Origin of the sequence: Bacillus cereus group sp. MYBK222-1 (assembly GCF_051916425.1) — a bacterium.
GTDB lineage: Bacteria > Bacillota > Bacilli > Bacillales > Bacillaceae_G > Bacillus_A > Bacillus_A paranthracis.
The window spans coordinates 248,820-261,056 of sequence record NZ_JBQAGP010000002.1 but is presented as its reverse complement, the minus strand read 5'-3'; the positions used below and the strand labels follow the sequence as shown (position 1 = coordinate 261,056).

The following is a 12,237-nucleotide window of genomic DNA, read 5'->3' as shown; positions in this document are numbered from 1 at the left end:
TTTCCTATCTTCGAAAGCGAGCTTGTACTTTATTTCGTTTACGATCTCGGTGTAAGACGAAACCACCAAAGATATAAAATCCGAGCGCGAAGCAGAGAGCCCCGATTAAAAATTGTAACCATAGTATAGAGAGTGGAGGAAATAAAATCCCGAATACGGTATCTCTCATTAACTTAATGCCAAACACAGCTAATGAAATAGGGATGAGTGCTAATAATAGAGCAAGGTAACGCTGCATATAAACGCTCCTTTTCAGATTATTTTGTTTATTTTAATGATGTTATATGAAAAGGGGGTTTGTCAAGAGGGAGCTGAACGAGTAAGATAAGGGTGTGAAAAATTTTGCAGAGATACTCCGAGAGGAAGTGTAATATATGAAACAAAAAGTTTTAATTGTTGGTGCAGGTGAAGGTGGTAGTACACTGCTGCGTCTGTTACAGAGTTCGAATATATTTCAAATTATAGGGATTATTGATATAAATCCGATAGCAAAAGGGTTACAGATGGCAAAGGAATACGGGATTGCAATTGGAGAGAGTGTGACTCCGTTTCTTTCTATGCACATTGATGTAATGTTTGATATGACAGGTGACGATGATTTACATAAAGATTTATTAAAGAAAAAGCATAAAGATACTCTTCTTATACCAGGTGATATTGCAAAAATTGTTACGAGATTAGCACATGAGAAGGAAAATTTAATTGGAAAGTTAGAAGAGCAAACGCAGCAAGGTGATTTAATTTTAAACTCTACGCATGACGGTATGATAGTGATTGATCAAGAAGGAAAAGTTCGGCTATTCAATAAAAGTGCAGAACGTATTATCGGATATAAAAAAGAAGATGCGGTAGGGAAATATATTTTAGAAGTTATTCCGACTAGTAAGTTGCTTCGTATTATACGTACGAAACAAATAGAAGTAAATTATGAACTGACGCTTGAGAATGGAAAGAAAATTATTACAACCCGTATTCCAATATTAAAAGAGGGAGGAGAAGTGCAAGGGGCATTTGCGATTTTTAAAGATATAACAGAGGTTGTAGATCTTGCGGAAGAAGTTACAGATTTAAAGGAGATTCAAACGTTACTTGAGGCGATTATTAACTCGTCTGAGGAAGCCATTTCGGTCGTGGATGAAAAAGGTCGAGGGTTAGTAATTAACCCTGCATATACGAAATTAACAGGTTTAACAGAAGAGGACATTATTGGAAAGCCAGCTACAACTGATATTGTAGAAGGTGAAAGTATGCATATGAAAGTACTTCGAACGCGTAGGGCGGTACGAGGCATACATATGAAAATCGGACAAAAAAAGCGAGATGTAATTGTAAACGTAGCACCAGTTATTGTGGATGGAATATTGAAAGGGAGCGTCGGTGTAATTCGCGACGTATCAGAAATTCAAAAATTAACAAATGAACTGAATAGAGCAAGGCAAATCATTCGAACGTTAGAAGCGAAATATTCATTCGATGACATTGTCGGAAATTCAGATGAAACAACGGCTGCTATTGAACAGGCGAAACTGGGGGCGAATACACCAGCAACAGTGTTGTTACGCGGGGAGTCAGGGACAGGTAAAGAATTGTTTGCGCATGCTATCCATAATGGAAGTAATCGAAAATATAATAAGTTTGTTCGTGTAAATTGTGCAGCTATTTCGGAGACGTTGTTAGAAAGTGAATTGTTTGGTTATGAGGAAGGGGCGTTTTCTGGCGCGAAAAGAGGGGGGAAACGTGGATTCTTTGAGGAAGCGAATAACGGCAGCATCTTTTTAGATGAAATAGGGGAACTATCTGCAAATACGCAAGCGAAACTCCTTCGCGTTTTGCAAGAGAAAGAAATTGTAAAAGTTGGTGGAACGAAAGCAATTCCTATCAATGTCAGAGTAATTGCAGCGACGCACGTGAATTTAGAAAAAGCCATTCTAGAAGGGAAGTTTAGGGAGGATTTATATTATCGATTAAATAAAATTCCAATTCAAATCCCATCTCTTCGTCAGCGTAAAGGGGATATACCGGCAATCGCAGACAGATTAATTCAAAAAATCAACCAAGATTATGGCCGAAATATAGAGGGGCTCACTAATTCTGCTATTTCATATTTACAATCATATGAATGGCCAGGGAATGTGAGGGAACTTGAAAATATTTTGGGGAGAGCTATTATCTTTATGAATTATAACGAGACCTATATTGATGTACAACATTTACCGCCATTACATAACGAAGAGCAAGTGGAGTCAAAACAAGCTCATTTATTGCCTGAGTTAGAAGAAAAGCCACTTGAGCATTTAGTGACGGAGTTTGAAGGGAATATCATTCATGAATATTTAGAGAGATTTGGTGGAAATAAAACACAAACAGCAAGAGCGTTAGGAATTTCGGTTCGAAATTTATATTACAAGCTAGAAAAGTATGAGTGTGCAAAAAATAGCATGCAATAAATTGCGTACCGTGCAATTTATTGCATGGTATACAAAAAGCGACAAAATAAGACAGAATCTTTTGTTATTTTCCAAAGTATTGATTTTACTGTGTTTTGAATGCGTTTTCATTATTGGTAAGACCACTTTTGAAAGTTGGCACGGTATTTGCTTAATAAAAAGACGAGGGACGACGGAAAGGGTTGATTACAAAATATGAAGTTAGAACACTTAATTGATCAAGCGGCAGGCCAGCCTAAAAAAACTGTGGCTGTAGCAGTAGCTGAAGATCATGAAGTAATTGAAGCTGTAGCGAAAGCAATTACATTACAGCTAGCTCAATTTCGTCTATATGGAAATCAAGAAAAAATAATGGGGATGCTACAAGAACATAGTTTACAAACTTCAGAACATATTGAAGTGATTGCAACACAGTCAAGTGCTGAGGCTGCAGAACTTTCTGTTAAAGCTGTAAGAAATGGCGAAGCAGATGTGCTTATGAAGGGGAACATCCCAACAGCAAATATTTTGAAGGCTGTATTAAATAAAGAGTGGGGACTTCGTAAAGGTAGCGTACTTTCACACGTTGCAGCATTTGAAGTTCCAAACTACAATCGTCTCATTTTTGTTACAGATGCAGCGATGAACATTGCACCTGATGTAACACAAAAAGCTGCTATTATACAAAATACTGTAGAAGTTGCCCGGGCAATAGGAATTGATTTGCCGAAGGTAGCACCAATTGCAGCGGTAGAGGTTGTGAATCCTGCGATGCAAGCGACAATTGATGCAGCGATGTTAACTCAAATGAATCGCCGCGGACAAATTAAAAATTGTGTCGTTGATGGACCACTTGCTTTAGATAATGCAGTATCACAAATTGCAGCAGAACATAAAGGCATAGTAAGTGATGTAGCAGGTAAGGCAGACATTTTACTCGTCCCAACAATTGAAGCTGGAAATGTACTATATAAATCACTCGTATACTTTGCGGATGCAAAAGTAGGAGCAATGATTGCTGGCGCAAAAGCACCGATTGTTTTAACATCTCGTGCTGATTCAGCAGAAACAAAAGTATATTCATTAGCATTGGCAGTTGCCACTGCTTCAAAATAAACCAAATAGGGTAAAACATTAGGGGGAAACGACAATGGCATTAGAAATCTTCGAATACTTAGAAAAATATGATTATGAGCAAGTAGTATTTTGTCAAGATAAAGAATCAGGTTTAAAAGCAATCATTGCAATTCATGATACAACACTTGGACCTGCTCTTGGTGGAACAAGAATGTGGACATATGATTCTGAAGAAGCGGCGATTGAAGATGCATTGCGTCTTGCAAAAGGGATGACATACAAAAACGCAGCAGCTGGTTTAAACTTAGGTGGTGCGAAAACAGTAATTATCGGTGATCCACGTAAAGATAAGAGCGAAGCAATGTTCCGTGCATTAGGTCGTTATATTCAAGGACTAAACGGACGTTACATTACAGCTGAAGATGTTGGTACAACAGTAGATGATATGGATATTATCCACGAAGAAACTGACTTTGTAACAGGTATTTCACCATCATTCGGTTCTTCTGGTAACCCATCTCCAGTAACTGCATACGGTGTTTATCGTGGTATGAAAGCTGCTGCGAAAGAGGCTTTCGGTACTGATAATTTAGAAGGAAAAGTAATTGCTGTTCAAGGTGTTGGTAACGTAGCATATCACCTATGCAAACATTTACACGCTGAAGGCGCAAAACTAATCGTTACAGATATTAATAAAGAAGCTGTACAACGTGCAGTAGAAGAATTCGGTGCAACAGCAGTTGAGCCAAATGAAATTTACGGTGTTGAATGTGATATTTACGCACCATGTGCATTAGGCGCAACAGTTAATGACGAAACTATTCCACAACTTAAAGCAAAAGTAATTGCAGGTTCTGCAAATAACCAATTAAAAGAAGATCGTCACGGCGACATCATTCATGAAATGGGTATTGTATACGCACCAGACTATGTAATTAATGCAGGTGGCGTAATTAACGTAGCAGACGAGTTATATGGATACAATAGAGAACGCGCATTAAAACGCGTAGAATCAATTTATGACACAATTGCAAAAGTAATCGAAATTTCAAAACGCGATGGCATTGCAACTTATGTAGCAGCTGATCGTCTAGCTGAAGAGCGCATTGCAAGCTTGAAAAACTCTCGTAGCACATACTTACGCAACGGTCACGACATTATTAGCCGTCGCTAATCATTCATATATTACTTTTACAAAAGGTGTGGTTACCTCTTATGAGGTTTCCACCTCCTTTTGAATTTATTAGTGGAGGTAGCAACAGTGTCTGTAAATCGAATTCTTGTTATTAATCCGGGTAGTACATCCACAAAAATTGGTGTTTTTGATAATGAAAGACCCGTTTTAGAAGAAACTATTCGTCATGACGAAGAACAGATTGGAAAATATAAGCGAATTATCGACCAATATGAGTTTCGTAAAGAAACGATCTTAGAAGTTCTACATTCTCACGGTATTAACATTTCAAAATTAAACGCAGTTTGTGGCCGTGGGGGATTACTTCGTCCAATCGAAGGCGGAACATACACAGTAAACGATGCGATGTTAGAAGATTTAAAAAATGGTTTTAGCGGTCATCACGCTTCAAACCTTGGGGGCATTTTAGCATATGAAATAGCTTCTGGATTAAATATTCCGGCATTCATTGTAGACCCTGTCGTTGTAGATGAAATGGAGCCTATTGCTCGTATAAGTGGTATTGCTGGTATGGAACGCAAAAGTATTTTCCATGCATTAAATCAAAAAGCAGTTGCTCGTAAAGTAGCTGAACAGTTAAATCACAAGTATGAGGATTTAAATTTATTAGTTACACATATGGGCGGCGGTATTACAGTTGGTGCTCATAAAAAAGGAAGAGTAATCGATGTAAATAACGGTTTAAACGGAGAAGGCCCATTTAGTCCAGAGCGCGCTGGTACAGTACCAGTAGGGCAACTAGTAGAAATGTGTTTCTCTGGTGAGTATTACCGAGATGAAATGATTAAAAAACTTGTCGGACAAGGTGGACTTGTAAGTCTTATCGGTACAAATGATGCGATTAAAGTAGAACAAATGGTTGAAAAAGGTGATCCTGAAGCAACTCTTATTTATAAAGCTATGGCATATCAAGTTGCAAAAGAGATTGGCGGAGCTAGCGCTGTACTTCACGGGAAAATCGATGCAATCGTATTAACTGGTGGACTTGCTTACAGTAAAATCCTTGTTGATGAAATAAAAGAACGAGTAGACTGGATTGCAGATGTTATCGTACATCCAGGAGAAGATGAATTACAAGCATTAGCAGAAGGGGCACTTCGTGTACTACGTGAAGAAGAAGCTCCAAAAGAATATATTGTACGTGAAAAAGAAACGGTAGCTAGGGGTTGAGATAATGGCAAAAGAATATGATTTAGTCATCGTTGGCGGCGGTACTGGTGGATATGTTGCTGCAATTCGTGCATCACAACTAGGGTTAAAAACTGCACTTGTTGAAAAAGAAAATCTTGGTGGTACTTGTTTACACAAAGGATGCATTCCTAGTAAAGCCCTTTTACGTAGTGCGGAAGTATACGCAACTGCTAAAAAAAGCGAAGAGTTCGGAGTTATTGCAAGTAATGTAGAACTAAACTTTGCGAAAGTACAAGAGCGTAAAGAGAAGATTGTAACGCAACTTCATAAAGGTGTTCAGCACTTAATGAAACAAGGTAAAATTGATGTGTTTGAAGGTATTGGCCGTATTCTTGGCCCATCTATTTTCTCTCCGATGCCAGGGACAATTTCAGTTGAACTTGCAAGTGGAGAAGAGAATGAAATGTTAATTCCAAAAAATGTACTTATTGCAACAGGTTCTCGTCCGAATTCATTACCAGGTTTAGAATTAGACGGAGAGTATGTAATGTCTTCCGATCATGCCCTAAAAATGGAAACGCTTCCTAGCTCGATTATTATCGTTGGTGGCGGTGTAATTGGTATTGAGTGGGCATCTATGCTTGCTGACTTCGGTGTAGAAGTTACAGTATTAGAGTATGCGAAAACGATACTACCACTAGAAGACCAAGACGTTTCAAAAGAAATGCAACGTCTATTCAAGAAAAAAGGTATTAAAGTGGTAACTGGTGCAAAAGTATTACCAGAAACATTGGTAAAAGATAATGGAGTAACAATTCAAGCTGAACATAACGGTGAGAATAAAGAATTTAAAGCAGAAAAAATGCTTGTATCTGTAGGACGACAAGCCAATACGCAAAATATTGGTTTAGAGAATACGGATATCGTTGTGGAAAAAGGATACATTCAAACAAATGAGTTTTATCAAACGAAAGAATCTCATATTTACGCAATCGGTGATGTAATTGGTGGCTTACAGCTTGCTCACGTTGCTTCTCATGAAGGAATTGTTGCAGTAGAACATATTGCTGGTAAAGAAGTTACACCAATTGATTATTCTATGGTATCAAAATGCGTATATAGCAGTCCGGAAGTTGCTTCTGTCGGTTTAACAGAACAAGAAGCGAAAGAAAAAGGCTATAAGCTAAAAGTAGGTAAGTTCTCATTCCGTGCAATCGGAAAAGCGCTTGTATACGGCGAATCAGATGGTTTCGTAAAACTTGTAGTTGATGAAGAAACAAATGATATTCTCGGTGTTCATATGATTGGACCGCATGTAACAGATATGATTTCTGAAGCGGGTCTTGCAAGAGTACTTGATGCAACACCTTGGGAAGTAGCACATACAATTCATCCGCATCCATCATTATCTGAGGCGATTGGTGAAGCAGCATTAGCTGTAGATGGAAAAGCGTTACACGCATAAAAATGTGGATTTAGGAGGTTATGAAAAATGGCAGAAGTAAAAGAAAAGCGCCATGAAGAGCTTGGCTTAAGTGATGAGCAAGTATTAGAAATGTTCCGTACGATGTTACTTGCACGTAAAATCGACGAACGTATGTGGTTATTAAACCGTGCTGGTAAAATTCCATTCGTAATTTCTTGTCAAGGACAAGAGGCAGCACAAGTTGGAGCAGCATTTGCTCTTGATAGAGAGAAAGATTATGCATTACCATACTACCGTGATATGGGTGTTGTACTAGCGTTTGGTATGACAGCGAAAGAACTGATGCTATCTGGTTTCGCGAAAGCTGGAGATCCAAACTCTGGTGGTCGTCAAATGCCTGGTCACTTCGGTCAAAAGAAAAATCGTATTGTGACAGGTTCATCTCCAGTAACAACGCAAGTACCACATGCAGTTGGTATTGCATTAGCTGGAAAAATGGAAAAGAAAGATTTAGTAACGTTTGTTACATTCGGTGAAGGTTCTTCCAACCAAGGTGATTTCCATGAAGGTGCAAACTTTGCTGGCGTACACAAGTTACCTGTTATTTTTATGTGTGAAAATAATAAATACGCAATCTCTATTCCAGTTGAAAAACAATTAGCATGTAAAAATGTATCAGACCGTGCAATTGGATACGGTATGCCTGGATATACAGTAGACGGAAACGATCCGCTTGCAGTATATAAAGCTGTAAAAGAAGCAGCAGACCGTGGCCGCCGTGGTGAAGGTCCAACTTTAATTGAAACAGTATCATATCGTTTAACAGCACATTCAAGTGACGATGATGATCGCGTTTATCGTGATAAAGAAGAAGTAGAAGAAGCGAAGAAAAATGATTCAATTGTAACATTTGCTGCTTATTTAAAAGAGGTTGGCGTGTTAACTGAGGAATCAGAAAAACAAATGTTAGACGAAATTATGCATATCGTAAACGAAGCAACAGAATATGCAGAAAATGCTCCGTATGCAGCACCTGAAGATGCATTGAAGCACGTATACGCAGAATAGGGGGGAACGTTTCATGGCTGTAATGTCTTATATTGATGCTATTACATTAGCAATGCGCGAGGAAATGGAACGCGATGAGAAAGTATTCGTTTTAGGTGAAGATGTTGGTAAAAAAGGTGGCGTATTTAAAGCGACACACGGATTATATGATCAATTTGGTGAAGATCGTGCGCTAGATACACCACTTGCAGAATCTGCAATCGCTGGGGTTGCAATTGGTGCAGCAATGTATGGAATGCGTCCAATCGCTGAAATGCAGTTTGCGGATTTCATCATGCCAGCAGTAAACCAAATTGTTTCTGAGGCAGCAAAAATTCGTTACCGTTCTAATAATGATTGGACTTGTCCAATCACAGTTCGTGCGCCATTTGGCGGCGGTGTTCACGGTGCATTGTATCATTCGCAATCTGTAGAAGCGATGTTTGCAAACCAACCTGGTTTAAAAATCGTTATCCCTTCTACACCATATGATGCAAAAGGCTTACTAAAAGCTGCAATTCGTGATGAAGATCCAGTATTATTCTTTGAGCATAAACGTGCATATCGCTTAATTAAAGGTGAAGTGCCAGAAGATGATTATGTATTACCAATCGGAAAAGCAGATGTAAAACGTGAAGGTGATGATATTACTGTTATCACATACGGATTATGTGTTCATTTTGCTCTTCAAGCAGCTGAAAAGTTAGCGCAAGATGGCATCTCTGCACATATTCTTGATTTACGTACTGTATATCCATTAGATAAAGAAGCAATCATTGAAGCAGCTTCTAAAACAGGTAAAGTTCTTCTTGTAACAGAAGACAATAAAGAAGGAAGTATTATGAGTGAAGTGGCAGCAATTATCGCTGAAAACTGTCTATTTGATTTAGATGCACCAATTGCGCGTCTTGCAGGTCCAGACGTTCCAGCAATGCCATATGCACCAACAATGGAAAAATTCTTTATGGTAAATCCAGATAAAGTTGAAAAAGCAATGCGTGAACTTGCGGAATTTTAATCGGGGGGACTATACATGGCTGTAGAAAATATTACAATGCCTCAGCTCGGGGAGAGCGTTACAGAGGGTACAATTAGTAAATGGCTCGTTAATGTTGGCGATCACGTAAACAAATATGATCCGCTTGCAGAAGTAATGACTGATAAAGTAAATGCTGAAGTACCATCTTCTTTCACTGGTATTGTGAAAGAGTTGATCGCTGGTGAAGGTGATACGTTAGCTGTAGGTGAAGTAGTTTGTGTGATTCAAGTAGAAGGCGCAGATGAAGTAGCAGCAACAGCTGTTGAGGAAAAAACAAAAGAAGAACCAAAGGCAGAAGTAGCTACGCCTGAAAAAGCACCGAAAGCAAAACAACCAACTGATGGAAAACCTCGTTTTTCACCAGCTGTGTTAAAACTTGCAGGTGAACATAACGTTGATTTAGATCTAGTAGAAGGTACGGGAGCAAACGGCCGTATCACTCGTAAAGATATTTTAAAGCTAGTGGAATCAGGAAATATTCCGCAAGCAGGTGCGGCGAAGAAAGAGGAAGCGGTAGCGGCAGTAGTAGAAGCGCGTCCGGAAGCACCAAAAGCAGCGCCAGTAGCACAAAAAGTAGAAGCTGCGAAACCAGTTTCTGTACCAACAATGCCTGGCGATATCGAAATTCCAGTAACAGGTGTACGTAAAGCAATCGCAGCGAACATGTTACGTAGTAAACACGAAGCGCCACACGCTTGGATGATGATTGAAGTAGATGTGACAAACCTTGTGTCATACCGTAATTCAATTAAAGGTGATTTCAAAAAACGCGAAGGCTTTAACTTAACGTTCTTTGCTTTCTTCGTAAAAGCAGTAGCACAAGCGTTAAAAGAGTATCCTCAAATTAATTCAATGTGGGCTGGCGATAAAATCGTTCAGAAGAAAGATATTAACCTTTCTATCGCTGTTGCGACAGAGGACGAACTATTTGTACCAGTAATTAAACACGCGGACGAGAAGACAATTAAAGGTATCGCTCGTGAAATTACAGAACTTGCAGGAAAAGTACGTACGAAATCGTTAAAAGCGGACGAAATGCAAGGCGGAACATTTACAATTAATAACACAGGATCATTCGGTTCTGTTCAATCTATGGGTATTATTAATTACCCACAAGCGGCTATTTTACAAGTTGAATCAATTGTAAAACGCCCAGTAATTATGGAAAATGGTATGTTCGGTGCTCGCGACATGGTTAACTTATGTTTATCACTTGATCACCGTGTACTAGATGGTTTAATTTGTGGTAAGTTCTTAGGACGTGTAAAAGAAATTTTAGAAAATACGTCAGAAAATAATACATCTGTATATTAAATAAAAAGCTCGCTTATGCGAGCTTTTTATCATCTTATTTCTTCATCTACATCCTACTATATGTATAATACCTTTCCCAGTAATCTTACAATGAACCATTATGTATTAGGAATTTATGAAAATACATTGCTGATATATGGTATATGGATATAAAATAAGAAAAGAATAATTTTTTTGGCAAATCTTACTGACGAAACTGTAGTATAATATATTGTATTGTATGAAAAAGAGAGTTATTCTATATAAGTGTTTTATAGATAATGTGTAATCAGTCGTCAAAACATGAAGAATGTTGACTCCTGGTTTTTTATTTTGCTGTAACAATGTTTCAGGAGGATGTCATGAAAAGAAGTACCGAGTTTCTAAAAAGTTTAGATGTAAAATTAATTTTAATTTTGTTAGCATTATGTGTTACAAGTATAGCTGCTATATATAGCAGTCAGCAAACTGGCCAATATGGAGAGGCAAACTTTGCGATGAAACAAGGTTTGAACTACATAATTGGGGTTGTATTGTTATTGCTTGTTGCAAGCATCGACTTAGATCAATTACAAAAATTGTCTTGGCCACTTTATATCGTTGGATTTGCTTCACTTATTCTTTTGAAAATACTACCGGTTTCCAATTTCACACCTGAAAAATTAGGTGCAAAAAGATGGTTTGTATTTCCGTTAGTTGGACAAATTCAGCCATCTGAGTTTTTCAAAATTTCATTGCTTCTCGTAGTAGCAAGTATAGCAGTGAAACATAATGCGCAGTATATGGCAAGGACATTTCAAACGGACTTAAAATTAGTAGGTAAAATTATGCTAGTATCCCTCCCGCCTATGGCTGTTGTATATAGCCAACCGGATACGGGGATGGTGTTCTTATACGCTGCTGCCATTGCATGTATTTTATTTATGTCAGGTATTCAGAAGAAATTGATAGCGTTATGTACAGTTATTCCAGTCACCATACTATCCACGTTAATATTTATTTACGTAAGGTATGAGGATTTCTTCTTTAATAAGTTAGTTACGCTACTAAAACCGCACCAACAATCACGTATTTTAGGTTGGTTAGATCCATTTGAACATACAGATCAAGGTTATCAAACACAGCAATCAATTTTAGCTGTAGGTAGTGGCGGTATGGAAGGGAAAGGGTTTGGCGAAGGGAATGTTTATATCCCTGAGAAGCATACAGACTTTATTTTCGCTACAATTGCCGAAGAAGGTGGATTTATCGTAGCAGCGTTAGTTGTATTCTTGTTCTTATTACTACTATATAGAACAATTATTATCGGTTATTCTGCTGATAATTTATTCGGTACATTATTATGTGCTGGGTCAATTGGGATATTAACGGTTCAAATATTCCAAAATATCGGTATGATTGTTGGATTAATGCCTGTAAAAGGGATTGCATTACCTTTCTTATCGTATGGGGGAAGTTCCTTGTTCTCGAATATGATTATGATGGGTCTCATATTATCGGTACGAAAAACGTATAAAAAGTATATGTTTTCCGTTAAGTAAAAAAAGCTGGTTCGTTTTTAAACGAACCAGCTTTTTTACATATATACTCATAAACGTTGCAA

10 protein-coding genes are annotated in these 12,237 nt (G+C 38.1%); 9 read left to right on the top strand and 1 reads right to left on the bottom strand.

All coding sequences use genetic code 11. The features are described from left to right. Positions 1-4 precede the first annotated feature (4 nt). Positions 5-238, bottom strand: coding sequence for a DUF2627 domain-containing protein (locus ACTFR9_RS13275; protein WP_001190187.1), 234 nt, complete (start codon positions 236-238; stop codon positions 5-7). 136 nt (positions 239-374) lie between these two features. Between ACTFR9_RS13275 and ACTFR9_RS13270 the strand changes: the two genes are divergently transcribed. The 9 genes from ACTFR9_RS13270 to ACTFR9_RS13230 all read left to right on the top strand — a co-directional run bounded on the left by ACTFR9_RS13270 (position 375) and on the right by ACTFR9_RS13230 (position 12,175). Beyond that, positions 375-2,447 carry a sigma-54 interaction domain-containing protein gene (locus ACTFR9_RS13270; RefSeq protein ID WP_048557599.1) on the top strand — a complete coding sequence of 691 codons (2,073 nt, stop codon included), beginning with the start codon at positions 375-377 and terminating at the stop codon, positions 2,445-2,447. A 195-nt stretch (positions 2,448-2,642) separates the two neighbouring features. Continuing rightward, complete coding sequence (yqiS, locus tag ACTFR9_RS13265) at positions 2,643-3,542, top strand: phosphate butyryltransferase (protein WP_000763079.1); 900 nt, start codon at positions 2,643-2,645, stop codon at positions 3,540-3,542. Positions 3,543-3,576: 34 nt separating this feature from the next. Continuing rightward, a complete protein-coding gene (locus tag ACTFR9_RS13260; protein ID WP_001162675.1) occupies positions 3,577-4,677 on the top strand; it encodes a leucine dehydrogenase in 1,101 nt (366 codons plus the stop codon). Positions 4,678-4,764: 87 nt separating this feature from the next. Continuing rightward, positions 4,765-5,868 (top strand): butyrate kinase, encoded by a 1,104-nt coding sequence (buk, locus tag ACTFR9_RS13255; protein ID WP_000115774.1) that lies wholly within the window; start codon positions 4,765-4,767, stop codon positions 5,866-5,868. 4 nt (positions 5,869-5,872) lie between these two features. Then, a complete protein-coding gene (lpdA, locus tag ACTFR9_RS13250; RefSeq protein WP_001051291.1) occupies positions 5,873-7,294 on the top strand; it encodes a dihydrolipoyl dehydrogenase in 1,422 nt (473 codons plus the stop codon). A gap of 27 nt (positions 7,295-7,321) precedes the next feature. Beyond that, the gene (gene bfmBAA, locus ACTFR9_RS13245) at positions 7,322-8,323 is read left to right on the top strand and encodes a 3-methyl-2-oxobutanoate dehydrogenase subunit alpha (RefSeq protein WP_000852555.1); all 1,002 of its coding nucleotides are present in this window, start codon (positions 7,322-7,324) and stop codon (positions 8,321-8,323) included. 13 nt (positions 8,324-8,336) lie between these two features. Further along, on the top strand, positions 8,337-9,320 hold the full coding sequence (gene bfmBAB, locus ACTFR9_RS13240; protein WP_000290076.1) for a 3-methyl-2-oxobutanoate dehydrogenase subunit beta: 984 nt from the start codon (positions 8,337-8,339) through the stop codon (positions 9,318-9,320). 15 nt (positions 9,321-9,335) lie between these two features. Further along, positions 9,336-10,655 (top strand): dihydrolipoamide acetyltransferase family protein, encoded by a 1,320-nt coding sequence (locus ACTFR9_RS13235; protein ID WP_000257652.1) that lies wholly within the window; start codon positions 9,336-9,338, stop codon positions 10,653-10,655. A gap of 341 nt (positions 10,656-10,996) precedes the next feature. Then, positions 10,997-12,175: an FtsW/RodA/SpoVE family cell cycle protein gene (locus tag ACTFR9_RS13230; protein ID WP_000831200.1), complete on the top strand. Its 1,179-nt coding sequence runs from the start codon at positions 10,997-10,999 to the stop codon at positions 12,173-12,175. The last annotated feature ends 62 nt before the right edge of the window (positions 12,176-12,237 follow it).

Excerpts from the sequence above, each read along its gene's own strand:
- ACTFR9_RS13275 (WP_001190187.1), bottom strand. The coding sequence starts at position 238 with ATGCAGCGTTACCTTGCTCTATTATTAGCACTCATCCCTATTTCATTA.
- ACTFR9_RS13270 (WP_048557599.1), top strand. The coding sequence starts at position 375 with ATGAAACAAAAAGTTTTAATTGTTGGTGCAGGTGAAGGTGGTAGTACA.
- yqiS (WP_000763079.1), top strand. The coding sequence starts at position 2,643 with ATGAAGTTAGAACACTTAATTGATCAAGCGGCAGGCCAGCCTAAAAAA.
- ACTFR9_RS13260 (WP_001162675.1), top strand. The coding sequence starts at position 3,577 with ATGGCATTAGAAATCTTCGAATACTTAGAAAAATATGATTATGAGCAA.
- lpdA (WP_001051291.1), top strand. The coding sequence starts at position 5,873 with ATGGCAAAAGAATATGATTTAGTCATCGTTGGCGGCGGTACTGGTGGA.
- bfmBAA (WP_000852555.1), top strand. The coding sequence starts at position 7,322 with ATGGCAGAAGTAAAAGAAAAGCGCCATGAAGAGCTTGGCTTAAGTGAT.
- bfmBAB (WP_000290076.1), top strand. The coding sequence starts at position 8,337 with ATGGCTGTAATGTCTTATATTGATGCTATTACATTAGCAATGCGCGAG.
- ACTFR9_RS13235 (WP_000257652.1), top strand. The coding sequence starts at position 9,336 with ATGGCTGTAGAAAATATTACAATGCCTCAGCTCGGGGAGAGCGTTACA.
- ACTFR9_RS13230 (WP_000831200.1), top strand. The coding sequence starts at position 10,997 with ATGAAAAGAAGTACCGAGTTTCTAAAAAGTTTAGATGTAAAATTAATT.